Raw genomic sequence first — 24,672 nt, forward strand, 5'->3', positions numbered from 1 at the left:
ACCACCGACTCCGCGGGAGCGTCGGCGAGGTGACCCGACAGCGAACGGACACCGTTCGCGCCCCGAACGCTCCTGTATGGCGAGGCGTAGGCGTCTCACGCGTCGGTTTCAGAGCCTATATGGGGCCGGGGACACTCGCAGTCGTTCATGGATTCGGCGTTGGGGCCACCGGCGAAGATGGCCGAGCGACGCGACGAGCTCACGCCGATGCTACGCCAGTACTTCGAGCTCTGTACCGACTACGACGACTGTCTCGTGCTCTTTCAGGTCGGCGACTTCTACGAGACGTTCTGCGAGGCCGCGGAGACGGTCTCGCGCATCCTCGAGATCACGCTCACCAAACGCGAGGACTCCACGGGGAGCTACCCGATGGCGGGCATCCCCATCCAGAGCGCGGAGTCGTACATCGAGACGCTACTGGACGCGGGCTATCGGGTCGCCGTCGCCGACCAGGTCGAAGATCCCGAGGCTGCCGCCGGGCTCGTGGATCGAGCCGTCACCCGGATCGTCACGCCCGGAACGCTCACCGAGGAGACCCTGCTTGACGGCGACGACAACAACTTCGTCGCGAGCGTTTCGGGTACCGATACCGAGTACGGTCTCGCGCTGCTCGACGTCTCCACGGGGGACTTCTACGCGACGACGGCTCGGTCGCTCGCCGCGCTCCGTGACGAACTCGGCCGGTTCTCGCCCGCGGAGGCGATCGTCGGTCCGGGTGTCGACCGCCAGCTCTTCGACGCCGACTGTGTCGAGAGCACGTTCGACGAGCGTGCGTTCGCCTCCGACGCCGCTGCCGAGGTCGTGAAGACGTACTTCGGCGACCCCGACTCGCTGCTCGCGACCGACGCCGAGGTGTCGGCCTGCGGCGCGCTACTGGCCTACGCGGAGTACACCCGCGGCGGGCACGAGGAGAGCGAGGACGAGGGGAGACGCCTCGAGTACCTCACGCGGCTCACGCGCTACGACCCGCGCGAGTACATGCTACTCGACGCGACGGCGCTTCGCAGCCTCGAACTGTTCGAGCCGCGAGCCGTCGGCGCCAACCCCGAGGCGACGCTGATCGGCGTCCTCGACGAGACCTCCTGTGCGCTCGGCCGTCGTCGGCTCACGGACTGGCTGCGACGACCCCTGCTCGACGCCGGCCGGATCGAGCGACGCCTCGACGCGGTCGAGGAGCTCGTCGGCGACGTCAGGACCCGTGAGGCGCTCTCCGATCGGTTACGAGACGTCTACGACGTCGAGCGGCTGATCGGCCGCGTCTCGCGCCGCCGGGCGAACGCACGCGACCTCCGCTCGCTGCTCGACACGCTCGACGTCGTTCCCGATCTGCGCAGCCTCCTCGCCGGCGCGGAGTCCGAGATCCTCTCCGGACTGTACGCGGCGCTCGACGAACTCGAGGACGTGAGAGGGCTGATCCGCGAGGCGATCACCGAGACGCCGCCGATCGAGGTGACGGAGGGGGGGCTGATCCGGGAGGGTCACTCGATGGAGCTGGACTCGCTCAGACGGACCGAACGCGAGGGGAAGGCGTGGATCGACGAGCTGGAGGCGACCGAACGCGAGCGGACGGGGATCGACTCGCTGTCGGTCGGGTTCAACTCGGTCCACGGCTACTACATCCAGGTGACGAACCCGAACCTCGATTCCGTCCCCGGGAACTACGAGCGCCGCCAGACGCTCAAGAACGCCGAACGCTTCGTCACGCCCGAACTGAAGGAGCGGGAGGAGGAGATCGTCGCCGCGGAGGGTCGTGCCGACGACCTGGAGTACGAACTCTTCTGCGAGGTCCGAGAGGCCGTCGCGGACGAGGCCGAGCGGGTGCAGGCGGTCGCGGACGCGGTCGCCCGACTCGACGCGCTCTGCTCGCTCGCGACCGTCGCCGCGACGAACGACTACTCGCGCCCCGAGATCGGTTCGAGCGGATCGGATATCGAGATCCGCGGCGGGCGTCACCCGGTGGTCGAGCGCACCCAGCGGTCGTTCGTCCCGAACGACACCCGTCTCGACGACCGGAGCCGCCTCGCCGTGATCACCGGCCCGAACATGAGCGGGAAGTCGACGTACATGCGCCAGGTCGCGCTCGTGACCGTCCTCTCGCAGGTGGGCAGTTTCGTCCCCGCCCGCTCGGCCCGGATCGGGATCACGGACCGGGTGTTCACCCGCGTCGGCGCGAGCGACGACATCGCCGGCGGCCGATCGACGTTCATGGTCGAGATGTCCGAACTGGCCGCGATCCTGGGGGAGGCGACCGAGCGATCGCTGATCCTGCTCGACGAAGTGGGCCGAGGAACGAGCACGGCCGACGGGCTCGCCATCGCGCGGGCGCTCGCCGAGTTCGTCCACGACGAGATCGGTGCGCGCACGCTCTTCGCAACACACCACCACGAACTCACGGCGCTCGCCGACGACCTCACTCGGGCGAGCAACCTCCACTTCGCCGCCACACAGGGCGAGGACGGGATCCAGCTCGACCACGAGATACGCCCCGGCGCGGCGACCGCCTCCTACGGGATAGAGGTCGCCCGTGCGGCGGGCGTGCTCGAACCGGTGATCGAGCGGGCGAGCGAGCTGATGGAGGACGAACGCGAGCCCGAGGAGGCGGTCGAACCGGAGACCTCCCCGGCGGTGACGACCGAGGCCGTACTGGCCGCGGAGCTCCGCCAGCTCGACCTCGCGACGATGACGCCGATCGAGGCGCTCACCCACCTCGACGAGCTCAAACGACTGATCTAAGGGTCGAGCGAGACGAACTCCAGCCCCTTCGTCGCGAGCAGGTCGCGTGCACGCTCGGTGACCGACGGCGCGACGAGGATCCCCCGTATCTCCGCCTCCGTGTGCATCTCTCGGCCGAGCGCCCCGACGTATCTATCTAGCTGGCCGACCGCGGAGGGGCCGACCCGCCGTCGTTTCAGTTCGAGGATCACCGGTCTTCCACTCCCGTCCTCGCCGTAGACGTCGACGGCACCGGCGGCGGTCCCGCGCTCGGTCGCGAGCGGACGAAAGCCCACCTCGATCAGTCCCGGATCGTCGAGGATCCGCTCTTTCAGGTCCGCTTCCGTACCTGTGAGGGCGATGTCGCTCTCGTCGGTGACGGCGAACGCCGCGAGGTGATCGACCCGGTCGAACCGGACGACGAGCTCCTCGTCGGGGTTCTCGCGCGTGCTCCGGAGGACGAACGTCCCGTCCTCGACCGAGGGGTCGTGGGTACAGCCCGGCGGTTGCCAGTTCACCGGCTTCTGCCCCTCGTCCGTGTGGACGAGCGCCGACCCGTCGGGCTTGCACATGAGGTGTCGATCCCCCGGTTCGAGGACGCTCGATGCCCGCCCGTCGTACTCCACGGTACAGCGTCCGAAGAGGGTGAGGAGGGCACCGTGATCGAGCGCTCGCTCGACGGCGGCCAGCGCGGCCTCCGGCGCCGGTTCGGATCGCGTCTCGACACGGGTCTCCGGTTCGCTCACGCCACCCCGTTTCAGCGGGTCGCACAAAGCCCCGTCGTCTCGTTACAGGGCGAGCACCTCCCGGGTGTCACAGAGCGCGTCGACGCGCTCGCGGAGACACGCCATCGCCTCGCGCTCGTCGATCGATTCGTCGACGAGCGCGCCGACGCCGTCGGTCAGCCCGTGCCACCAGCCGCGGAGGTACGCCTCGTCGGCCCGTTCTCCCGGGTCGTACGAGACGAGCGCACCGTCGTCGGTTCCCGTACCGAGCGCCGCGCCGAACCAGAGGACGAGATACGACCCAACGGCACCGTCACGAGCGACGACCGAGAGCGCCTCGTGCCGGCCGGGGTCGACGTGGTCGGTGAGCGCGGCGTCCGAAACTGCCTCTGCGAGTGCCCGTCGCTCGACCGGGGGGCAGTCACCCACCACAGCCCGCCGAAACGTCTCGACGTGTTCGTGTGCGAGGACCGTACCGGGGACCTCCGAGACGTCGTAGCGACCGTCCGCTCGCTCGACCGCGACGACCGTCCGGTGGCTCACGCGCTCACCCCGGTCGTCGCCCGATGTGGGTCCTCGCCGATCACGCCGGCTCTGGTCGCCCCTTCGGATAAAAACCCTCAGTCGATTCGAGAGGGAGAGAGTTCCTCGGGAACCGGCTCGTCGGTCTCGATCGATCGCGCGAGCAGGCGGGCGACGGCGGGCGCGAGGGTGACGCCGAGTCCGCTCATCCCGGTCGCGACGTGGTAGCCCGCAACTCCGGCTTCACCGACGAACGGCCGGCCGTCGGGCGTTACCGTCCGGACGCCGACCCACTCGTCCTCGACGGGGGCCCCGTCGAGCGCGGGGACGAACCGGGCGAGATCGTCGACGCCCACGCGGAAGGGGTCGCTCACCGACCCCGGATCGTCCGGATCGACCGTCTCCCGCCCCTCGAAGTCGGTCGCGTAGCGGCCGACGTAGACACCCTCTTCGTGGCTCCGGAGGTAGCTCCCCCGCTCGAACAGCGTGAACGGCTCGGGCGGGTTTCGCACTCCGAGGTCGAGGATCGGCCCTCTGGTCCGCGCGAGCGGGAGCGAGAGGCCGACCATCGCGTCGATTCGATCGGCCCACGGCCCCGCGGCGTTCACGACGACCGCCCCGTCGATCGACCCCCTCCCGGTCTCGACACCGACGACCGCCCTGTCCTCGACGCGGATGCCGACGACTTCGGTGTCGGTCAGGATCTCGCCACCCCGTTCGCGACAGCGGTCGGCGAACCACGGGATCAGCTCTCCCGGCTCGACGTAGCCCTCGTCTGGGGTGTAGATCCCGCCCTCGAGGTGCTCTCCGTCGATCCCGAACCGATCCAGGGAGGCGGCGTCGAGCGCCTCGGTCTCGATCCCGAGGTCCGAGAGCGTCCCGGCCGCGTCGGCCAGCCTGCGGGCGAACGCACCCGTCTCGGCGACGTGGAGCGCCCCGATTCGCTCGTAAGAAAGCTCGCCCGTCTCGACCGCCGGGCCGTACGTCTCCCACGCCGTCCGGGAGAGCCCGGCGTCGAACGCCGTCGGCGAGGGGCTCTGTCGGTGGAAGACGGCCATCGAGAGTGCCGTCGTCCCCTCCCCCAGCTCGCCCCGCTCGACGACCGTCACGGGCCGGTCGGGCGAGAGCGCCCCGGCGACCGCGAGTCCGACCACCCCGCCGCCGACGACCACGACCGGTTTCATGATATCCGATCGACCGGTCGACGGTTAAGCGTTCCCGAAGGGTTAGGTCGTGGAACCCGATCCCCTCCCTATGAACGCCTCCAGCGGACCGCCGGGGATCGTCCTCGGGGGAACCGCATCCGGCGTCGGGAAGACCGTCGCGACCCTCTCGGTGATCCGCACGCTCGCGCGCGAGGGCTACGACGTGCAGCCGGCGAAGGCCGGCCCGGATTTCATCGACACGAGCCACCACGAGTCGACCTCCTCGTACCCCTCGCGCACGCTCGACCCCTGGCTTCAGGGCGAGGAGGGCCTGCGTGGGAACTACGCCCGCGGCGAGGGTGACCTCTGTGTCGTCGAGGGGATGATGGGGCTCTACGACGGGAGCGTCGCCTCCACGGCCGACGTCGCCGCCGCACTCGGCCTCCCCGTGGTCCTCGTCGTCGACGCGAGTGCGGGGATGCAGAGCGTCGCGGCGACCGCCCTCGGCTTCCGAGAGTACGCTGCGCACGTCGGTGTCGACGTCGACGTCGCGGGCGTTATCGCGAGCCGTGCCCACGGCGGCAGGCACGCGGAGGGGATCCGCGAGGCGCTTCCCGACTCGCTCGCGTGGTTCGGACGGGTTCCTCCGGACGATCGATTGGAGGTCCCGGAACGTCACCTCGGACTCCACATGGGAGAGGAGGCACCGATCGACGGGGACGCACTCGACGCGGCGGCCGCCTGTCTCGACGGTGAGGCACTCGCCGCGCTCGCACGCGAGCGCGGCGAGCCGACGTCGCCGGTGGAGGGCGGGTGTCGGGATGGGGAACGGATCGATCTGACGGTCGCCGTCGCCAGCGACGCGGCGTTCTGTTTTTCGTATCCAGCTACTACGGAACGGCTCCGCGAACGCGCCGAGGTCGTCACCTTCTCGCCGGTCGCCGACGACCCGCTCCCCGACTGCGACGGCGTCTACCTCCCCGGCGGCTATCCCGAACTCCACGGAGCCGACCTCGCCGGGTCGCGTGCGCTCGCGTCGCTCGCCGACAGGGCTGCCGACGGTCTCCCCGTCCTCGGCGAGTGTGGCGGGCTGATGGCGCTCTCGGAGTCGCTCTCGACCGTCGACGGCGAGAGCTACCCGATGGCCGGCGTCCTCCCCGCGGAGGTCCACATGCACGAGCGATATCGGGCGCTCGACCACGTCGAACTCCGGGCCCGAGAGGACACCCTCACCGCGGGAGCGGGCGACCGGCTCCGGGGCCACGAGTTCCACTACTCGAGCGCCGAGGTCGGGGGGGACGTTCGGTTCGCGTTCGACGTCGAACGGGGGACGGGGATCTCGGAGGGCAGAGACGGTCTCGTCGAGTACGCGGCGCTCGGGACGTACGCCCACGTCCACCCCGAGACGGGGGCGTTCGATCGCTTTCTCGACGCACTGTAGCAGGAGTTAACCGGCGAGCGACGAACTTCACCCCATGCGCCCCGCCCACCCGATCGAACGCGAGGTCGGCATGGAGTACTACGTGAGCGACGCCGACGGGGTCGGCGGGTACCTCCGCGAGGATCCCGCGGACTTCCGGGTGCGGGAGATCGAGTCGTTCGACACGAGACCGCTCGACGCCGACCCCGGAAGCTTCCCGCACCTCGTCCTCCGGGCGCGGCTCGTCGGCTGGGACACCCACGACTTCGCCGGTCAACTCTCCGACGGTCTCGGAATCAGCCGCGAACGGGTCTCCTGGGCGGGGACGAAGGACAAGCACGCGATCACGACACAGCTCTTGAGCGTGAAGGGGATCGAGGCGGGAGCGCTCCCCGGGATCAGGGACGCCGATCTCGAACCGGTCGGCCGGTCGGGTCGCGCGCTCCACTTCGGCGACCTCGCGGGCAACGCGTTCGAGATTACGGTGAGGGCGTCCGAGCGACCGGAGTGCGCGGAGGCGATCACCGACGATCTCCGGGAGTTCGTCGCGGGAGAGGACGGTGCGAGCGTGAGCGGGGTCGGGGGGAGAGAGGGGGGAGAGGGTGTCACGATCGGCGTACCGAACTACTTCGGTCAGCAGCGGTTCGGCAGTCTGCGCCCCGTTACCCACGATGTCGGCCTGCGGATCGTCGCGGGCGACTGGGAGGGTGCGGTGATGGCGTACGTCGGAAATCCCAGGGAGAGCGAACCGGAGGGGACACGCGAGGCCCGCGAATACGTCGAGGAGACCCGGGACTGGTCGGGCGCGCTCGACCGGTTTCCCTACCGACTTGGTCGTGAACGGGCGATGCTGCACCGGCTCGCGGAGTCGGGCGGCGAGGGCGATGGAGCGTTCAGAGACGCGCTCGAATCGGCCCCCTCGTCGCTCCAGCGGCTGTTCGTCAACGCCGCGCAGTCGTACCTGTTCAACCGGATCCTGAGCGAGCGCCTGCGACGGGGGATCCCGTTCGACAGACCGGTCGAGGGCGACGTCGTCTGCTTCGCCGACCGGTCGGCGAGCGATCTCGAATCGGGACTCGCTCTGCCGGACACGGATCGGCTCCAGCGGGTGACCGGCGATCGGGTGCGGTCGATCGAACGCCACTGTGCGCGGGGGCGGGCGTTCGTCACCGCGCCGCTGGTCGGAACGAGGATCGAGCTGGGGAGCGGCGAACCCGGAGAGATCGAACGCGAGGCACTCACCGAGGCGGGGATCGACCCCCCTGACTTCGATCTCCCCGGGGAGTTCCACTCCACGGGAACGCGCCGGGCGATCCTCGTCAGGACGGAGCTCTCGGTCGAGCACGATCCGCTCACGTTCTCGTTCGCGCTTCCCAGCGGCTCGTACGCGACGGTCCTGCTCCGGGAGTACCTGAAGGGCGATCCACGGGAGCTGTAGTCGCCCGATCGCGGGGAGGGCGGGTCGGAGATGGAGGCCACGGGTCGGTCACTCGAGGAGGGTCGATCTCGGGTCGTCCACGGCCGGCCTCGTGAGGATCGAAAAGTGAGAGGGTCGTGTCAGAGGCGTCCCGGGTGACCCTCGACAGGTGCTCATCCACCTTCCCCGGGTACGTGGGAGATCTCCGGGGCTGGTAATAAACTCAGCGCTTGCGAGTACTTGTAGTAATATCCGTGGGCCGGGTCGTCCGGTGGTGGGCCTCAGTCGCCGTCGCCGGGGGCGCTGCCCCGGTCGACCATCATCCCCATCCCACGGTCGATCCAGTTCTTTCGGGCGTAGACCGCGCCGACGACGAGGTTCCGCCAGGCGTAGTCGGCGACGATCCCGGCGTAGGCGGCGACGACGCCGTAGCCGAGGGCGACGCCGAAGACGTACGTGGTTCCGAGGAGGAAGACGAACGTGCCGCTGAGCTTCGCGACGAACGGGGGGCGGGTCTCGCTGCCGCCGCGGAGCGAGCCCGCGACGACGACGTAGAGCGCGACGAGGCCGGCGGCGACGGCGAACGCGCGGGCGAAGTCGACGGCGAACTCGAGGGTGACCGGATCGCGGGTGAACAGCAGGACGAAGTACTCCGCGCCGACGAACAGCACGATCCCGAGTCCGCCGACGGTGAGCGTCGCGAGCGCGGCCGCCGCCAGCCCGTCGAAGTAGGCCTCCTCGGGTTCGTCACGGCCCAGTGCCTGACCGACGATCACGTTCGCGGCGACGCCGTAGCCGCGGGCGAGCGGCCCCGTCACCTGCTGGTAGAGCCGCAGGCCGATCTGGTAGGCGGCGTTCACCTCGGTGCCGAACGCCAGCAGGATCGCGTTGAACGGGAACTGCGCGACGATCTCGGTGAGCCCCTCGGCGACCCTGGGCGCGCTGATCACGACGAGCTGTCTCGCGATCACCGCCTTCTCCGGGCGGACGAGCCGGAGCGGGCTCCGATCGCTCTGGATCACCGCGAGGAACGTCAGCGAGGCGACGACGTCGCCGAAGGCGGTCGCGAGCGCGACGCCCACGACCGACAGCTCGGGAAACGGTCCGACCCCGAAGGCGAGTGCGACTGTCAGGAGGATGTTGAGCACGTTCGCGAGCGCGTTCACGTACATCGGGGTCTTCGTGTCGCCCGTCCCCTGGATCGCTCGCGACGCGATCAGCGTGACGTGAAAGGCCGGCGCCGAGAGCATGATGATCGCGAGGTACTGTCCGCCGAGACGGACGACCTCGCTCTCGGCGCCGAGCACCCCGATCGCCCAGAAGTTCGCGGTGAGCCCGAAGACCGCGAACGGGATGCCGGCGAGGATCCCCAGCAGCAGCGCCCAGGTCACCGCTTCGTTCCGGTTGGCCTCCGCACCGCTCCCGGTGTCCTGACTGGAGAGCGCGATCGCCCCGTCGCCGACGCCGAGGCCGAGCCAGAGCGGGAGCCGACCGTAGATGTCGGCGATGCCGACCGCGGCGACCGCGGCGGGCGAGAAGAACCCCACGACGATGATGTCCGTCGTCCGCATCAGCGTCCGCAGGACCTGTTCGGTCATCACCGGCCAGGACAGCGAGAAGACGCGTCTCCAGACCGAGAGCGTCCGCGCACGAAGCGACTCGTCGATTCGCACGCTCTCCCCTTTGGCCGTCGCCGGGTTGTACGTTGAGGTTCCGGCGGAGGAGTCGAGCGGGTTCCGGGCGTGTGGATACCACCCTCGCCGGTCTCGACGGCGCACGAGCGATTCGTCGTCGTCCGAACCACCGAGGCTTTATCCGACGGAGCGAAACCCGACCCGTGCAGTGTTCGCGGTGCAGTTCGGAGCTCTCTCGACCGGGCGAGTACTGTCTTGTCTGTCACACCGCGAACGCGGACGGCGTCGTCCTCGACATCACGAGAGAGCGCGTCGAACTCACCGCGATCCGCGAGCAGGAGGCCCTGGGAACGACGACGGTGACGACCCACCCCGAGGAGGGCGAGCGCGAGGTGGTTGAGCTCCGGAACTTCGCGGGCCTGGTCGCGGACGAACTCCAGCGACGCCGCCCGGAGGCGGTCTACGCCGCCGGTGACCGGCAGGTGCTCGACGAGATCAGGTCGCAGGTCCACTTTCCCTTTTTCCGGGTCGACGCGGATGACCCGGTGGGGTCGGCGCTCGCGAGCCGGGGCGAGCCGGAGCTGGAGGTGGTGGATCTCCCCCTCGAACGGAAGATCGGGGGGAGCCACTCTACCCTTATCGGCGGTCGCTCCGGGCTGCGGGTCATCGAGACGGTCGCGGAGCATCCCCACGTGAAGAAGGTGATCCCGGGGCCGATCGACGCCGGTGGGAGCGGCTCCCGGTCCGGGTTGCGCGCGAAGGTGACGCGGGCGGGTGCCGACGGCAACCTCCGCTTGCTCGTCAGAGACGGCTCCAGCGTCCAGGAGAACCGGGTGGTGACGACCGCGCCCGATCGGGAGACGGGAGAACGGATCCGCGAGGACGTGAACGAGGTGCTAGACGAGGAGGGGTTGCGGGAGTAGGCCGTCCGGAGGAGACGCCCTCTCGGCCCGGACTCAACAGCCTTAAGCCGCTCCTTCGGGTAGCTCCTCTCACTATGGCAGAGAGGAAGTCCGGACGGGTCGGCAGCGCGGGTCGCTTCGGCGCGCGCTACGGCCGCGTCGCCCGAAAGCGCGTCGCCGACATCGAACACGACACGAACAACGCGACGGTCGACGGTGACTCGGTGAAGCGGATCGGCACCGGCATCTGGCGCAACGAGGAGACCGGCGAGACGTTCGCCGGCGGCGCCTATCGACCACAGACGCCCGCGGGACGGACCGTCACCCGGTCGATCCGCGCGGCGCTCGAAGAGTCCGACGACGAATGAGCTACAAGTGCTCGCGGTGTAAGCGCGACGTCGAACTCGACGAGTACGGGGGCGTGCGCTGTCCGTACTGCGGCCACCGCGTGCTGCTGAAAGAGCGCAGCCGCGACATCAAAGAAGTCGGCGTCGAGTGAGTGACGGCCCACGACGCGATCTTCGAGTTTACCTACCCCACGGAGCGACGAGCACAGGCCGTCGAGCGGGCGGTCACACCGGAGGTCGACGAGATCGAGGGGGAGCGCTCCCGGGCGACGGTCTCGCGGGAGGGCGAGACCGTCCTCGTCACGATCGGAGCGGCCGACCTCGTCGCCCTGCGCGCGGGCATCAACACGTGGTGTTCGCTCGTCTCGGTCGCCGAGCGGGTCGCTGAGAGCGCGGAACGGGCCGAGACGTAACGCGGGGCCTTTTTCCGTCCGGACCTCGTCGACCCGGGTATGCAAGGAAACCTGCCACCGGAAGCACAGGAGAAACTCGAACAGCTCCAGGGACTCCAGGAGACCGCCCAGCAGGTCGCGGTCCAGAAGAACCAGGCCGAGACTCAGCTCAGGGAGGCGAGGACGGCGGTCCAGGCACTGGAGGGTGCCGACGAGGACACCACGATGTACCGAGAGGCGGGCGAACTCCTGATCGAGACGGACTACGAGAGCGCGAACGCGGATCTGGAAGAACGGATCGACAGCCTCGAGGTCCGCGTCGAGACGCTCGAGAAGCAGGAAGAGCGCGTCGAGGGACAGTTCGAGAAGCTCCAGGAGGAGCTCCAGAACCTCCTGAGCGGCGCGGGCGGTCCGGGCGGCGCGGGCGGCATCGGCGGCCCGGGCGCCGGCGGCGCGTAAATGGAACCCTCCGACGAGGAGGTCGTTCGGGCGGCCGCGGGGGCCGCAGAAGGCCGCGTCTTCGAGGCGTACTCGACCTCGGAGGTGCGTGACCTCGACGTGACCGTCACCTTCGAGGACGGCATCCTGGAGGTCGATGTCTACCTCAACGTCGACGACGAGGACGCAGAGCGTGTGGCGGAGGAGGCGGTCGCCGCGGCGGAGGCGGCCGTCGACGAGCTGTTCGAGACGGAGTGACGGCTCGGTCGCCAGACGCTACTCACAGCGCGCGAGGAAGTTCTCGAAGACCTCCTCGCCGCGTTCGGTGTGGATCACCTCGGGGTGCCACTGGACGCCGTAGCGTTCGTTCTCGACGTCGCTCATCGCCTCGACGCCGCAGACGTCGCTTCTCGCGGTGAGCGTAAAGCCTTCGGGTAGCGTCTTCACCTCGTCGGCGTGACTCGCCCAGACGCGGGTTTCCGGCGCGAGCGAGCCGACCAGCGGGTCGTCCTCCTCTACGATCTCGACGGTGACGTCGGCGTAGCCGCCGTACTCGCCGGAGGCGACCGTCCCGCCGAGCGCGTCGGCGATCACCTGCATCCCGAGACAGATCCCGAGGATCGGGGTCTCGAGGTCGAGGTACTCGCGGGCGCGACCGATCCGCTCGATGTCCGGGCCACCCGAGAGCACGAGGCCGTCGGCGTCGATCTCCTCCGGAGGCGTCTCCGCGTCCACGAGGTCGGTCTCGATGCCGAGGTCGCGCAGCGTCCGGTGTTCCAGGTGGGTGAACTGGCCGTGGAGGTCCACCACGTCGATCCGGGTCATTGCGCTCGGTAGCAGGCAGGAGGGGAAAAACAGCCCGGATCAGCGCTCGCGTTCGTACCGCTCCGCGGCCGTCTCGAAGCCCTCGGTCAGCTCGCGACTCCGCCGCGCCTCGGCCGCGGCGAGCGCCGCCGGGTCGGGCGCGACGTCGTCGTCGATCCGCGCCCAGCCGGTGTGGACCTTCGCGTGACACCACCGACAGAGGACGACCGTGATCTCGTGGCTCACCTTCTCTTTTCGTTCCTCCCCGTTCTCACTCCCTTCGGCGTACGAGAGGTGGTGCTCCTCCAGCAGCGGCCTGGCTCGCTCGCCGGCGAGACGCCGTTCTTCGAGCCCGCAGCGACGACAGGCCTCGGCGACCGACCGGTGTCGGTAATGCGGGCAGACGGACCAGTCTACGTCCTCGGGATCGGTCGCCTCCTCGGCGACGAGACAGCGGTAGCCCGATTCGCGGCGGTCGCGGGCGAACGCCGGGTCGGCCTCAGGGCGTTCGACGGCGAACCGACACCGACCGTCACCGGTCAGGCGATCACAGACCCCGGCGTGCGCGTAGGGGTCGTCGACCCCGACCGGCGTCCCGCGTTCGGTCTTCTCCATCCGTGGTAGCTACCGGCCGGGCGCACTTCGGGGTGTCGGCCGGAGAACGTTTCGAAGGTCTATACTCTCAACTAACGAGAAACTCCCTCAACGTTATCACTGACCCACTCGTACCGAACGGTATGAAGACCGTCCGTCGCTGTTCTGACCCCGACGAGGTCGCGGTCGCGATCGTCGAACTCGTCGCGGAGCGGACGGACCGCGATCCGCTCGCCGTCGAGCCACGGCTCGGCACCGTCGTGGACGTGGAGGCGCTCGCGACGGTCGTCGCCTCGCCGCTCGCCACCGGTCGGGTCACGTTCGAGTACGCCGGCTGTACGGTCGCCGTCGAGGGCGACGGGACGGTCCGGGTGAGAGAACCCGTGGAGGCGACCGACGACTAGGTCGAGAGCCGACACGTTCTTCCCACGGGGGAGACACCGACTGTCGTGAAGCTCCTCCACGAGCGGGCCGGTAGGCCGAGGACGCTAGCGACCCGGGTCGAGCTCGCCGACACGTTCTCCTCGCGTGCCAAGGGGCTCATGTTCCGCCGCCGGTTCGAGGAGGGGGCGGCGCTCGTCTTCCGGTTTCCGGAGTCGAGGGTGCGGGCTATCCATATGGTGTGTGTCCCGTTCGCCCTCGACGTCTGCTGGCTCGAAAGAGGTGAAGTGGTTCGGATCGAGCGGCTCCGCCCCTGGATCGGCTTCGCCCGCGAGCGGGCGCGGACGGTCGTCGAGCTCCCGGCCGGGGCTACGGAGGGGGTCGAACCCGGCGACTCGCTTCGGCTGGTGCCCGACTCGCAAGATCCACCGGAACGAACGGGTTAAGTACCCCTGATCACCTGCCTGCAAGTGGCAATGACCAGTGATCGATTTATTCGGGGCCTCCCCCGAACACACTCTCTCCCCTGACACGTCCGTACAGCTCCTCGACACCACGCTGCGCGACGGCGAACAGGCCCCCGGTATCTCGCTTTCACCCGACCAGAAAGAGGAGATAGCCCTGGCGCTGGATCGCGCCGGCCTCTCGTTCGTCGAGGCGGGTAGCGCCTGCACCGGCGACGGCGAGCGTCGTACCATCCGCAGGGTGACCGACCTCGACCTCGACGCGACGGTGACCAGTTTCGCCCGCGGCGTCCGCGGCGACGTCGACCTCGCGCTCGACTGCGGGGTCGACGGCGTCCACGTCGTCGTCCCCGCGAGCGACAGGCACGTCGAGCGAAAGGTCGGTTCGACCCACGAGGCGGTCGTCGAGCGAACCGCGTCGCTCGTCGAGTACGCCCGCGAACACGGCCTCTGGGTCGAGGTGATCGGCGAGGACGGCTCCCGCGCCGAGCCCTGGTTCCTCGACTCGCTCGCCCGTGCGGCGTTCGACGCCGGAGCCGATCGCTTCTGTTACGCCGACACGGTGGGCCACGCGAGCCCCCACGAGGCCTACGAGAGCGTCACTCGGCTCGCCGAGTTCGGCCCGGTGAGCGCCCACACCCACGACGACCTCGGACTGGGCATGGCGAACGCGCTTTCCGCAGCCGCTGCCGGCGCCGACCTCGTCCACGGGACGGTCAACGGCGTCGGCGAGCGCGCCGGAAACGTCGCCATCGAGGAGGTCGCCATCGCGCTCTCACACTGTTACGGCATCGAGACGCTCCGACTCGACGCACTCTACGACCTCGCACAGACCGTCGCCCGTACCACGGGCATCCCGCTCGCGCCGAACAAGGCCGTGGTGGGCGAGAACGCCTTCGCTCACGAGAGCGGGATCCACACCGACGGAACGCTCAAGGACGAGCGGATGTACGAGCCCTATCCCCCCGAACTCGTGGGCCGAGAGCGCCGGCTCGTCCTCGGGAAACACGCCGGCCGCGCCGGGGTGCGTGCGGCACTCACCGAACACGACGTCTCCGTCGAGCCCGAGGTCCTCGATCGGATCGTCGAGCGGGTGAAACGCATCGGCGAGCGCGGTAAACGCGTGACCGACGCCGACCTGCTCGCCATCGCGGAGGAAGAAACGGGTGCGGAGCGCGACCGCCGCGTCGAACTGCTCGACCTAACGGCGACCTGCGGCGGGGCGACGCCGACGGCCTCGGTTCGGCTCTCCGTGGACGACACCGAGCGGGTCGCGAGCGGCACCGGCTCCGGACCCGTCGACGCCGCCGTCGAGGCCGTGAGAAACGCGCTCGGGTCGGCCGCCGACGCCCAGCTCGAGTCGTACCACGTCGACGCGATCACGGGCGGATCCGACGCGGTCGTCACGGTCGAGGTGACGATGTCCCGGGACGACCGGTCGGTGACCGTCGCCGCGAGCGACGCGGACATCACCCGTGCGAGCGTCGACGCGATGGTCGACGCGCTCGACCGACTGCTCACCGCTCCGGGCGCCCGGGCGGTCGTCCTCGGGGACTAGCCCCTCGGGTCGGGCTGGTCGCCGCTGATCGCGATGATCGTGAGGACGACCCCCACGACCGCGAGGACCACGAGGACGGTGAGCGAGACAGGCTCGACGACCGACTCCGGGTCGAACCAGTAGAGGGCGACCCCGGCGAGCGCGAGGAGGGCGAGCGCGCCCGCACCGAACGCCAGCAGCCGATCCTGTCGGTCCATACGACTCCTTCACCGGCGAGTCGAATAACGGTGTGGGTCGTCCCCGGCGGTCTCTCCCACCGGGCGATCCTGCACAACACTTTCAACGGACGGGTGAGTACGAGTGCCATGAACGAGTCGTTCGTACAGTTGCTCTGTCCCGAGTGCTCGAAGAACTGGACGACCAACCCGACGAAGCTCGGGCCGCTCGACTCGCCGTTCGACTGTCCGGACTGCGACGAACGGCGGGCGACCCGGGAGTTCCTCCGCACGCACCGGGATCTGGAGATGGTCAAGCAGTTCGACGGAAGCTGACCTCGGTCAGATCTGCCACAAAGCGTATAGGTTCGAGGGCGAACTACGCGAGCGATGGCCCTCGAACCGCACACGATCTGTTTCGTCTGTCAGCGCCCGGTCGGCGACGACCCCGTGTCGGTGCTCGGAGAGCCGTGGTGTGCGGGCTGCGTCGAGTACAACGAGTCCTGAGGCGACCGGATCGGTCGATCACCGGTCGACCGGAACTGTCCCACGTGCGTCCAGTGATAGGGGTCATCGTAGCCAATCGTGTCTCCCAAGCGTACACGAGTCCGGTATCGTTCGATTCACAGTCGAGGAACTATTCATTTCTACGACGATTCTCGTGAGAACCCGCTGAGTGTGCGGTTCGACCCACGCTCGGTCCGCTCTTACCCTGTTCGACTTTACGGACCCTCCTCTCGGCTCGAGGATATACTCGGTGTCAAAGGTACGGAGAGCGCCGAGGGTGAGATTTGAACTCACGAGTCCTCTCGGACAGTTGCTTTCGAGGCAACCGCCTTGGCCGGGCTAGGCTACCTCGGCACGACTCTCACTACCCCGCTCGTTCTAATAGTGGTTTCGCTTGGCGACAGGGCTAAGGGTCGAACGGCCACACGTGGCGTATGGACATCAGGCAGGCGGGCGAGGTCTCCTCTCGGGTGCTCGACGCCGTCGGCGAGGCGGTGATCGCCGAGCGCGAGTTCCTGGAGACCGTCCTGCTCGGAACGCTCTCACGCGGTCACGTGCTCCTCGAGGACGTTCCAGGTACCGGGAAGACGCTCACCGCCCGGAGCGTGGCACGCGCGCTGGGGCTCTCGTTCTCGCGGGTGCAGTTCACCCCTGACCTGCTCCCGACGGACGTCACCGGCACGCACGTCTTCAACGAGAAGGAGCGTAGCTTCGAGTTCAGGGAGGGGCCGATCTTCGCGAACGTCGTCCTCGCCGACGAGATCAACCGCGCGCCGCCGAAGACCCAGGCAGCGTTGCTCGAGGCGATGGAGGAGCGCCAGGTCACCGTCGGCGGGGAGAGCCGCGCGCTCCCCGACCCGTTCCTCGTCATCGCGACGCAGAACCCGGTCGACCAGGAGGGGACGTTCGCGTTGCCCGAGGCGCAGGTCGACCGGTTCGTCGTGAAGACCTCGCTCGGCTATCCGGAGCGGGAGGGCGAGGTCGAACTCCTGCGGAGACGAGCGGCCCGCGAGGCACGGAGCCCGGAGGTGGTGTCGGTGCTCTCGGCCGAGGAGGTCCGCTCGCTCCAGCGGGTTCCCGAGACGGTCCGGGTGGACGAGGACCTGCTCGAGTACGTCGTCGACGTCGCCCGCGGGACGCGGACCGATCGCCGGGTTCAGGTCGGCGTCTCACCACGCGGCACCCAACGGCTGTTCGAGGTGGCGAGGGCGCGAGCGGTGCTCTCCGGTCGGGACTTCGTCACCCCGGACGACGTGAAACGGATCGCGGAACCCGTCCTCGCCCACCGGCTGGTACTCACCCCCGACGCGACCGTGAGCGACGTCGAGAAGCGGACGGTGGTTTCCGAGGTGCTCGAGACCGTCCACGTCCCCACCGTCGAGGCGACCGTCGACTGAGTCGACAGCGCCGTCAGCGGAGGAAAAAGCCCTCGCCGAGCGGGTCCTCCGGATCGATCCAGAACTCGGCTCTCCCCAGCGTGTGCGCGCTGCCTTCCACGACGGGGACGACCGTCTCCCTCCCGTCGACCGTCGTCTTCCGGGCGATCCGACCCGTGAAGGTGGAGCCGACGACGCTCTCCACGACGAGTTCTCTCTCGCCAATCTCCTCCGCACGGAGCGCGAGGTGCCCGCTCACGCCCGTTCCGGTGGGCGAGCGGTCGACCTCGCCGTCCGCGAAGACGCAGACGTTCCGGAGGTCGGCCGCCTCGTCCTCGGCAGGTCCGGTGAAGATCACCCCGTAGAGGAACGCGAGCTGCTCGTCGGGGTGTTCGAGACTTGTCTCCGCCACGACCGCGCGCTTGATCGCCCTCCCGTGGTCGATCGCCCCGTCGATACCCGACGGGTCGAGCGACACTCCCGCCTCCTCGGCGTCGCAGTAGGCGTAGAACGCCCCACCGAAGGCGAGGTCGTAGCGCACGGGTCCGATCCCCTCGACGTCGATCGTCCGGTCACGAGCGACGACGTACGACGGGACGTTCTCGAAGGCGACCCGTCTCACCCGACCGCCCTCGAACTCGGACCTGGCGAGGACCGTCCCGGCGGGTGTGTCGATCCGGAGTTCGGGCTCGGCGGGATCGAGGTCGACCAGTCCCAGTTCGGGGAGGGCCGTCCCGAGCGCGACGATCCCGTGGCCGCACATGGTGCTGTAGCCCTCGTTGTGGAGAAAGAGCACGCCGAGGTCCGACCCATCCGCGACCGGATCGGTCAGCACCCCGGCGTACATGTCGGCGTGGCCGCGAGGCTCCCAGACCAGTGCGGTCCGGAGGTGATCGTGGTGCTCGTGGGCGTACGCGCGTTTCTCGGCCATCGTCTCGCCGGGAATCGTCGGATACCCGTCGGGGACGATCCGGAACGGCTCGCCGCCAGTGTGTGACTCGATCGTCTCGATCCGCTCCCACTCCCCGGGTGGCTCCCAATCCATGACCTCGATTCGCCCGCCCCCACCTAACCCTCTAGCCCGAGCGCCGCCAGGTCGAGGTGCTCCCCGACGAGCCGCGCCGCCCGGTCGTACGGCGACTCCGGAACCGTGCCCTCCACCGGCCGCTCCCGTCCGGCGCGAGCGAAGACGGTGGTCAAAAACGCCTCGCGGGCGACGCGGTTCTCGAAGAGGCCGTGGAGGTAGGTTCCCAGTACCCGATCGGTCGCCGCGCCCTCGCCCTCGAACGGCCGCTCGGCCTCGCTCGTGAGCCTCGTCCGACCCACGTGTATCTCATAGCCCTCGACGGTTCCCCCGGCACCCGCGAGCGGGCCGACTCCCCGAAGCTCGCGCTCGACCCGTTCGACGTGTTTCCCCTCGGAGAACTCGGTTTCGACCGGGAGCAGCCCGAAGCCGGGGAGTTCGGGAACGTCGTCGGTGCTCTCGACCTCCGCGCCCGTGATCCGCTCGCCGAGCATCTGGTAGCCACCACAGAGCCCGACTACGGGCCCGTCGAACGCTCGCAACCGCTCGCCGAAGCCTGCGTCGTGGAGCTCTCTCAGGTCGTCGACCGTGTTTTTCGTCCCTGGAAGGACGACCGCGTCCGGGCTCCCGTCGAACAGGCGATCTGGCGGGGAGTAGACAATCCGGACGCCACGCTCGCGCGCGATTGGATCGAGGTCCGTGAAGTTCGAGATCCGAGAGAGCCGTGGCACCGCGATCCGTACGGCGTCGCTCTCCTCCACACCGTCGTCGTCACCCAGAACGGCCGTCTCGCCAGCCGCCGGAAGCGCGACGCTGTCCTCCTCCGGCAGCCCGGGATCGTCGTACGGGAGCACGCCGACTATTCGTACCTCGGTGCGCTCTTCTATCTCCTCGATCCCCGGACCGAGCAGCGATGGATCGCCCCGGAACTTCGTGATCGCGGCGCCGACGACTCGCTCGCGGATCTCCGTCGGCATCAGTTCGAGGGTGCCGTAGAGGCTCGCGAACGCGCCGCCGCGTTCGATGTCCACGAGCAGCAGAACGTCGGCGTCCGCGAACCGGGCGGTCTCGACGTTCGCGAGGTCTCTGTGGTGTAAATTGATCTCCGCGATCGAGCCCGCCCCCTCGGCGACGATCACGTCGTACGCTGTGGCGAGACGCCCATGGGCGGCGACGGCCGCCTCGCGAGCGTCCTGCCATCCGCTCTCGAAGTACTCGCCCGCTCGGTAGTGCTCGCGAGCCCGGCCGTCGATCACCAGCTGGCTCTCGCTCCCGCCGCGCGGTTTCAGCAGGACCGGGTTCAGGTCGGTCGTCGGCCGGACGCGCGCCGCCCGGGCCTGGACGTACTGGCTGACGCCGATCTCGCCGGCCTCATGCGAGTTCGCCACGGGAACGACCCGAGCGTTGTTCGACATGTTCTGGGCCTTGAAGGGTGTGACTTGGACTCCCCGATCTGAGAGGTAGCGACACAGTCCCGCCGTGACCGTGCTCTTGCCGACGTGGCTCGCGGTGCCGGCGACGAGCAGCGTCCGGGCCATCGCTCGCCGGTTCGCGCGCGACGACTAAACGCTCCCGATTCCGGCGGCCTCTCCGGGGTCTCGCCCCACCTGTTCCTCGGGCCCCAACTCGGCTCGTTCCGACGCCTCCGTGGCGAGAAAGCGCTCGCCGCGCTCGGTGAGCCGGTAGACGACCTCCTCGCTCACCGTCTCCAGCAGGCCGCTCTCCGCGAGCACCCGACACCGGCGTTCGACGTTCGTGTGGTGCATCCCGATCCCCCCGGCGATCAGCGGTGCGTACTCCGGCGGATTGTCCAGCAAGAACTCAAGGATCGCTTCGTCTCCCGGCTGCATCCACGCGTGGGAGTCCCGCATTCGTCGATGATTGGCACTCGGTAGCATATAACACTTTTCGTCCGACCGATCGGCCGAACCGCTTTCATGGCCGCGCGCGTCGGTCGGACTATGACCGCATTCCGGGACGGGCCACGGGGCGACCCCGACACGCTCGTCGAGTCGCTCACGCTCGCGGAGAAACTGCGACTACTCCACGGGGCACGCGACCCGGAGGGCGTCTCGACCGGCTACCTCCCCCCGAACGATGAGCGGGGGATCCCGCCGCTCCGACTGGTCGACGGCCCGCTGGGTGTACGCGCGGGCGAGGCGACCGCCTTCCCCGCCTCGATCGCGCTCGCGGCGACCTGGGACGGAGACCTCGCCAGAGAACAGGGCGAGGCGCTCGGGCGGGAGACGCGCGCGAAGGGTCAGGACGGCCTCCTCGCGCCCGGGCTCAACCTGATTCGCGTCCCACACGGCGGCCGGAACTTCGAGTACTACAGCGAGGACCCCTGGCTGACGAGCCGGACGGCCGTCTCCGTCGTCGAGGGGATCCAGTCGGAGGGCGCGATCGCCACGGCCAAACACTACGTCGCGAACAGCCAGGAGGCCGAGCGGACGACGATCGACGCCCGGATCGGCGAGCGCGCACTGCGCGAGTGCTACCTTCGAGGGTTCGAGGCGGCAGTCCGCGAGGCAGGGGTCGGCTCCGTGATGTGTGCGTACAACGGCGTGAACGGCGAGTCGATGAGCGACAACCGCCGACTGCTCACCGAGGTCCTCAGGGACGAGTGGGACTTCTCTGGATACGTCGTCTCCGACTGGTGGGCGACCGGAGATCCGGTCGACTCGGCGACCGCGGGCCTGGACCTCGAGATGCCGGGCTACGCGCTCGACGCCGAGTCCCAGTTCGGCGTCGCGCCCTCGGAGCTCCCGCTCTCGATGCCGGACGTCGAGGAGGGCGGGCGCTACGGCGAGCCGCTGAGAGCGGCGGTCGACGTGGGCGCGGTGGGCGAGGGGCGGATCGACACGATGGTTCGCCGCGTTCTGGAAACGATGGAGCGGTTCGGGTCCGAGAGCCGGAACGCGGAGGAGGTCGACACGGTGGACCACCCGGAGGTCGCCCGTCGGGTCGCGATCGAGGGATCGGTCCTGCTGAAGAACGAGGGCGTTCTCCCCATCGATCCGGGGATCGAGACGCTCGCCGTGATCGGCCCGAACGCGGACCGGCCCGCACTCGGCGGCGGCGGTAGCTCGGAGGTGACGCCGGCCCACGCGGTGAGCCCGCTCGCCGGCCTCCGCGAACACCTCGCAGGCGAGGTGAGCTTCGAGCGCGGGGTCTCGCCGATCCGGGGGGTTCGGTTCTTCGACGAGGGCGAGGCCGACGAACCGGACGACGAGCCGTCGATTGAGGCCGCTGTCGCGGCCGCCGAACGCGCGGACGCGACGGTGCTCGTCGCCCGCGACGTCGCGACCGAGGGGACCGACCGTCCCTCGCTCTCGCTTCCTGGGTCACAGGACGCACTGATCGAGGCCGTGGCGGACGTCGCGGGGGAGCTCGTCGTCGTACTGAACACCAGCGGGGCGGTCGAGATGCCGTGGCTCGACTCCGTACCCGCACTGCTCGAGACGTGGTACCCCGGTCAGGACGACGGCATCGCGCTCGCGGCGGTGCTCACCGGCGAGGAACCCGGCGGGCGGCTCCCGGTGACGTTCGGCCGCGAGGACGACTACGGCTTCGACGAGGCGAGCTATCCCGGTGTAGACGGCCGCGTCGAGTACGACGAGGGGCTGCTGGTGGGCTATCGCGGGTTCGACGCTCGGGAGGTCGAGCCGTACTACCCGTTCGGCCACGGGCTCTCCTACACCGAGTTCGAGTACGGGCCGCTGGAGGCGCCCGACCGGATCCCGGTCGGCAAACCCGTGTCGGTTTCGGTCACGGTCGAGAACGTCGGCGATCGTCCCGGGAAGGAGGTCGTGCAGCTCTACGTCGCGAGCGAGGTGGCGGGGAGACCGCCGCGAGAGCTCGCCGGCTTCTCCACCACGCGTCTCGCGCCCGGCGAGCGACGGGACGTCGAGGTGTCGCTCGACCCGCGGTCGTTCCTCGGCTACGACCCCGTTCGGGAGGACTGGATCCCGGTGACGGAGGAGGGAACGATCGAGGTCGGTCGCTCCTCACGCGACCTGCGCGGGGCGATTCCGGTCGGTATCGACCCGGAGTGACAGTGCGAACGGTGATGAGGCTCCCCATCGAAGCGAGCCCATGACGATCTACGACGCCGTCGCGGATCTCGACCTCGTGATCGAGGGGTTCGACTGCTCGCTGGCCGAGCGCGACACCTCGAGCGAGTTCGTCCGGACGACGACCACCGTCTCGCTCCACGGGCGCGGCCAGACCGGCCGTGGCGAGGACGTCACCTACGAGGGTGAGGACCACCACGCGCTCGTCGAGCACGTAGGCGACGGCGACCCGTTCGACCTCGAGGGCGAGTACACCCTCGATAGCTTCTCGGAGCACCTCGGGAGCCAAGACCTCTTCTTCGGGTCCGAACCGGGGCAGTCTGCGTTCAGGAACTACCGCCGGTGGGGGTTCGAGAGCGCAGCGCTCGACCTCGCGCTCCGACAGGCCGGAGAGACCCTCGCGAGCGCCCTCGGGATCGAGTACGGGCCGGTCAGGTTCGTCGTCTCGACCCGCCTCGGCGACCCGCCGACGCTCGACCGAGTCGAGGCCTTTCTCGACCTGAACCCCGACCTGGAGTTCAAACTCGATCCGACCTCCGAGTGGGACGAGGCACTGATCGCCCGGCTGAGGGAGACCGGTCGGGTGCGTGCGGTCGACCTGAAGGGACAGTACCACGGGACCGTCGTCGACCAGCCGGCCGATCCCGACCTCTACCGACGGGTCGTCGAGGGGCTTCCGGATGCAGTGATCGAGGACCCGGCGCTCACCGAGGAGACGAGGGAGATCCTGCGCGGCCACGAGGGCCGGGTCGCCTGGGACTACCCGATCACGGGCGTCGAGTCGGTCGAGGACCTCCCGTGGGAGCCCGAGTGGCTCAACGTCAAACCATCACGGTTCGGCTCGGTCCGATCGCTCCTCGCGACGATCGAGTACTGTCAGGAGCGGGGGATAGAACTCTACGGCGGCGGCCAGTTCGAACTCGGGGTGGGTCGCGAACACCTTCACGCGGTCGCCTCGCTGTTCTACCCCGACGGGCCGAACGACGTCGCTCCCTCGCCCTACAACGACCCGACGCCGCGAGCCGGTCTACCGGAGAGCCCGCTCGCACCACCCGACGAGTCGCGCGGACTCGACTGGAGTTAAGCTCGTCGGAGTCCGTCGAGGAACTCGGTGCCGACCCGTTCGCCCGCGGTCATCAGCTCCTCGATGAACTCCGGGTCCCGGTCGAGCTTCGAGGGGTACGAGAGCGTACGGTGGATGCCGATCCGCCTCACCGCGATCCGCTCGAACCGCTCCTCGGGGAGGTGGCCCGCGTCGATCCAGCGGTTGACCTGTTCGACGAACGCGAGCTCCTGGTTCATCGAGAGGTTCCCCGAGAGCTCGTTCCGTCTGTCGGCGATCTCCTCGACCGATTTCGGCTCCTCCGCTCTCCGCTGGGGGTTGATCTGGATCACCCAGAGCTCCTCGGGCTTTCGCTCGGGCGGGACGTACGTGAGGTCGTGAATCGGCGGGTTCTGGGAGAACAGCCCGTCCCAGTAGTAGTGACCGTCGATCTCCACCGCGGGAAAGATCGTCGGCACGGAGGCCGAGGCGAGGATCGCGTCCGCGGTGATCGCCTCGTTCACGAACGTCTCGAACCGCCCGGCGTTGACGTCGACCGCCCCGATGACGAGGCGGGGCGTCTCGCCGTCCATCGCCGCCCGACACGCGGAGAGGCGAAGCTCCGTCTCGATCACCTCGCGTAGCCGGCGCTGGCCCCACCGTCCGATCGGGGTGTGATACGGGCTGATCTCCGGGACGGGCGCCCCCATGTTCCGCAACGCCTCCCAGCTCTGTACCCAGCCGTTCGTGATCCGTTCCGGTAGCGAGGAGGCCGCGATCGCGCTCCAGACCGCGTCGAGGCGCTCGCCCGCCCCCTCGCGGCTCTCGGTGCAGAGGCCGTCCCACGCGGCGACTGCCGAGACCGCCCCGCCGGAGGTGCCGCTCATTCCAACTAACTCGTACTCGCCGTCCATCCGCGGGAGCAGCGCCTTCAGCACGCCCGCGGTGAACGCGGTGTGACTACCCCCGCCCTGACACGCGATCGCGACCCTGGTCGGATCGCTCATCGGCGCCCCTCCCGACTCCCGACCGCGTTCGAG

The 24,672-nt window shown here is 69.2% G+C and carries 27 protein-coding genes and 1 tRNA gene; 16 read left to right on the forward strand and 12 right to left on the reverse strand.

Annotated elements, in window-relative coordinates:
• The first annotated feature begins 147 nt into the window (after window positions 1-147).
• Entirely contained in the window at window positions 148-2,733 is a 2,586-nt protein-coding gene (mutS, locus tag V2L32_RS09285) for a DNA mismatch repair protein MutS (RefSeq protein WP_331236211.1), read from the forward strand.
• Here mutS and nucS read toward each other — a convergent pair.
• The 3 genes from nucS to V2L32_RS09300 form a co-directional block, all read right to left on the reverse strand.
• Entirely contained in the window at window positions 2,730-3,458 is a 729-nt protein-coding gene (gene nucS, locus V2L32_RS09290) for an endonuclease NucS (RefSeq protein ID WP_331236212.1), read from the reverse strand. The two genes, mutS and nucS, sit on opposite strands and share 4 nt — an antisense overlap.
• Window positions 3,459-3,500: 42 nt before the next feature.
• Window positions 3,501-3,980, reverse strand: a complete 480-nt coding sequence (locus V2L32_RS09295; RefSeq protein ID WP_331236213.1) for a DUF6735 family protein — start codon at window positions 3,978-3,980, stop codon at window positions 3,501-3,503.
• A 77-nt stretch (window positions 3,981-4,057) separates the two neighbouring features.
• Window positions 4,058-5,143: an NAD(P)/FAD-dependent oxidoreductase gene (locus V2L32_RS09300; RefSeq protein WP_331236214.1), complete on the reverse strand. Its 1,086-nt coding sequence runs from the start codon at window positions 5,141-5,143 to the stop codon at window positions 4,058-4,060.
• 70 nt (window positions 5,144-5,213) lie between these two features.
• Between V2L32_RS09300 and V2L32_RS09305 the strand changes: the two genes are divergently transcribed.
• Entirely contained in the window at window positions 5,214-6,545 is a 1,332-nt protein-coding gene (locus V2L32_RS09305; RefSeq protein WP_331236215.1) for a cobyrinic acid a,c-diamide synthase, read from the forward strand.
• Between the two features lie 34 nt (window positions 6,546-6,579).
• Window positions 6,580-7,962 carry a tRNA pseudouridine(13) synthase TruD gene (gene truD / locus V2L32_RS09310; protein WP_331236216.1) on the forward strand — a complete coding sequence of 461 codons (1,383 nt, stop codon included), beginning with the start codon at window positions 6,580-6,582 and terminating at the stop codon, window positions 7,960-7,962.
• Window positions 7,963-8,222: 260 nt separating this feature from the next.
• Here truD and V2L32_RS09315 read toward each other — a convergent pair whose 3' ends face one another.
• Window positions 8,223-9,539: an MATE family efflux transporter gene (locus V2L32_RS09315; RefSeq protein WP_409348435.1), complete on the reverse strand. Its 1,317-nt coding sequence runs from the start codon at window positions 9,537-9,539 to the stop codon at window positions 8,223-8,225.
• 239 nt (window positions 9,540-9,778) lie between these two features.
• Here V2L32_RS09315 and V2L32_RS09320 point away from each other — a divergent pair, with 239 nt between their 5' ends.
• The 6 genes from V2L32_RS09320 to V2L32_RS09345 all read left to right on the forward strand — a co-directional run bounded on the left by V2L32_RS09320 (window position 9,779) and on the right by V2L32_RS09345 (window position 11,912).
• The gene (locus V2L32_RS09320) at window positions 9,779-10,498 is read left to right on the forward strand and encodes a DUF2103 domain-containing protein (RefSeq protein ID WP_331236218.1); all 720 of its coding nucleotides are present in this window, start codon (window positions 9,779-9,781) and stop codon (window positions 10,496-10,498) included.
• 74 nt (window positions 10,499-10,572) lie between these two features.
• Window positions 10,573-10,845: a 50S ribosomal protein L37ae gene (locus V2L32_RS09325; protein WP_331236219.1), complete on the forward strand. Its 273-nt coding sequence runs from the start codon at window positions 10,573-10,575 to the stop codon at window positions 10,843-10,845.
• On the forward strand, window positions 10,842-10,976 hold the full coding sequence (locus tag V2L32_RS09330; RefSeq protein WP_331236220.1) for a DNA-directed RNA polymerase subunit P: 135 nt from the start codon (window positions 10,842-10,844) through the stop codon (window positions 10,974-10,976). Before V2L32_RS09325 ends, V2L32_RS09330 begins: the two co-directional genes overlap by 4 nt.
• Window positions 10,977-11,237: a KEOPS complex subunit Pcc1 gene (locus V2L32_RS09335; protein ID WP_331236221.1), complete on the forward strand. Its 261-nt coding sequence runs from the start codon at window positions 10,977-10,979 to the stop codon at window positions 11,235-11,237.
• Between the two features lie 39 nt (window positions 11,238-11,276).
• Window positions 11,277-11,675 (forward strand): prefoldin subunit beta, encoded by a 399-nt coding sequence (locus V2L32_RS09340; RefSeq protein ID WP_331236222.1) that lies wholly within the window; start codon window positions 11,277-11,279, stop codon window positions 11,673-11,675.
• The gene (locus tag V2L32_RS09345) at window positions 11,676-11,912 is read left to right on the forward strand and encodes a DUF3194 domain-containing protein (protein WP_331236223.1); all 237 of its coding nucleotides are present in this window, start codon (window positions 11,676-11,678) and stop codon (window positions 11,910-11,912) included.
• Between the two features lie 18 nt (window positions 11,913-11,930).
• Here the strand turns inward: V2L32_RS09345 and V2L32_RS09350 are convergent, their stop codons facing one another.
• Together V2L32_RS09350 and V2L32_RS09355 are read right to left on the reverse strand one after the other, a co-directional pair.
• Window positions 11,931-12,479 carry a GMP synthase subunit A gene (locus tag V2L32_RS09350; protein ID WP_331236224.1) on the reverse strand — a complete coding sequence of 183 codons (549 nt, stop codon included), beginning with the start codon at window positions 12,477-12,479 and terminating at the stop codon, window positions 11,931-11,933.
• A gap of 39 nt (window positions 12,480-12,518) precedes the next feature.
• Complete coding sequence (locus V2L32_RS09355; RefSeq protein WP_331236225.1) at window positions 12,519-13,073, reverse strand: DUF7097 family protein; 555 nt, start codon at window positions 13,071-13,073, stop codon at window positions 12,519-12,521.
• Between the two features lie 122 nt (window positions 13,074-13,195).
• Between V2L32_RS09355 and V2L32_RS09360 the strand changes: the two genes are divergently transcribed.
• The 3 genes from V2L32_RS09360 to V2L32_RS09370 are packed head-to-tail and all read left to right on the forward strand — an operon-like array spanning window position 13,196 to window position 15,455.
• The gene (locus V2L32_RS09360; RefSeq protein ID WP_331236226.1) at window positions 13,196-13,456 is read left to right on the forward strand and encodes a HalOD1 output domain-containing protein; all 261 of its coding nucleotides are present in this window, start codon (window positions 13,196-13,198) and stop codon (window positions 13,454-13,456) included.
• 45 nt (window positions 13,457-13,501) lie between these two features.
• Complete coding sequence (locus tag V2L32_RS09365) at window positions 13,502-13,879, forward strand: DUF192 domain-containing protein (RefSeq protein ID WP_331236227.1); 378 nt, start codon at window positions 13,502-13,504, stop codon at window positions 13,877-13,879.
• Window positions 13,880-13,916: 37 nt separating this feature from the next.
• Window positions 13,917-15,455, forward strand: coding sequence for a 2-isopropylmalate synthase (locus tag V2L32_RS09370; RefSeq protein WP_331236228.1), 1,539 nt, complete (start codon window positions 13,917-13,919; stop codon window positions 15,453-15,455).
• On the opposite strand, the gene V2L32_RS09375 is transcribed toward V2L32_RS09370, so the two are convergent.
• The gene (locus V2L32_RS09375) at window positions 15,452-15,652 is read right to left on the reverse strand and encodes a hypothetical protein (protein WP_331236229.1); all 201 of its coding nucleotides are present in this window, start codon (window positions 15,650-15,652) and stop codon (window positions 15,452-15,454) included. The genes V2L32_RS09370 and V2L32_RS09375 overlap by 4 nt on opposite strands.
• A gap of 108 nt (window positions 15,653-15,760) precedes the next feature.
• Between V2L32_RS09375 and V2L32_RS09380 the strand changes: the two genes are divergently transcribed.
• Window positions 15,761-15,946, forward strand: coding sequence for a DUF7836 family putative zinc-binding protein (locus V2L32_RS09380; RefSeq protein ID WP_331236230.1), 186 nt, complete (start codon window positions 15,761-15,763; stop codon window positions 15,944-15,946).
• Window positions 15,947-16,386: 440 nt separating this feature from the next.
• Here V2L32_RS09380 and V2L32_RS09385 read toward each other — a convergent pair.
• Window positions 16,387-16,471: transfer RNA gene (locus V2L32_RS09385), tRNA-Ser, on the reverse strand.
• An 80-nt stretch (window positions 16,472-16,551) separates the two neighbouring features.
• Here V2L32_RS09385 and V2L32_RS09390 point away from each other — a divergent pair.
• A complete protein-coding gene (locus V2L32_RS09390; protein ID WP_331236231.1) occupies window positions 16,552-17,514 on the forward strand; it encodes an AAA family ATPase in 963 nt (320 codons plus the stop codon).
• A 13-nt stretch (window positions 17,515-17,527) separates the two neighbouring features.
• On the opposite strand, the gene V2L32_RS09395 is transcribed toward V2L32_RS09390, so the two are convergent.
• Genes V2L32_RS09395 through V2L32_RS09405 form a run of 3 tightly spaced genes read right to left on the reverse strand, consistent with a single transcriptional unit; the run spans window position 17,528 to window position 20,388 of the window.
• Window positions 17,528-18,538 (reverse strand): proline racemase family protein, encoded by a 1,011-nt coding sequence (locus V2L32_RS09395; RefSeq protein ID WP_331236232.1) that lies wholly within the window; start codon window positions 18,536-18,538, stop codon window positions 17,528-17,530.
• A gap of 23 nt (window positions 18,539-18,561) precedes the next feature.
• Window positions 18,562-20,055, reverse strand: a complete 1,494-nt coding sequence (locus V2L32_RS09400) for a cobyric acid synthase (protein ID WP_331236233.1) — start codon at window positions 20,053-20,055, stop codon at window positions 18,562-18,564.
• A gap of 24 nt (window positions 20,056-20,079) precedes the next feature.
• Window positions 20,080-20,388 carry a MarR family transcriptional regulator gene (locus V2L32_RS09405; protein ID WP_331236234.1) on the reverse strand — a complete coding sequence of 103 codons (309 nt, stop codon included), beginning with the start codon at window positions 20,386-20,388 and terminating at the stop codon, window positions 20,080-20,082.
• Window positions 20,389-20,478: 90 nt separating this feature from the next.
• Between V2L32_RS09405 and V2L32_RS09410 the strand changes: the two genes are divergently transcribed.
• Window positions 20,479-22,572, forward strand: a complete 2,094-nt coding sequence (locus V2L32_RS09410) for a beta-glucosidase family protein (RefSeq protein ID WP_331236235.1) — start codon at window positions 20,479-20,481, stop codon at window positions 22,570-22,572.
• Between the two features lie 40 nt (window positions 22,573-22,612).
• Window positions 22,613-23,674: an enolase-like domain-containing protein gene (locus V2L32_RS09415; protein ID WP_331236236.1), complete on the forward strand. Its 1,062-nt coding sequence runs from the start codon at window positions 22,613-22,615 to the stop codon at window positions 23,672-23,674.
• On the opposite strand, the gene V2L32_RS09420 is transcribed toward V2L32_RS09415, so the two are convergent.
• Window positions 23,671-24,639 (reverse strand): patatin-like phospholipase family protein, encoded by a 969-nt coding sequence (locus V2L32_RS09420; RefSeq protein ID WP_331236237.1) that lies wholly within the window; start codon window positions 24,637-24,639, stop codon window positions 23,671-23,673. The genes V2L32_RS09415 and V2L32_RS09420 overlap by 4 nt on opposite strands.
• Window positions 24,640-24,672: the final 33 nt, after the last annotated feature.

The organism is Halalkalicoccus sp. CGA53 (genome assembly GCF_036429475.1).
GTDB lineage: Archaea > Halobacteriota > Halobacteria > Halobacteriales > Halalkalicoccaceae > Natronorarus > Natronorarus salvus.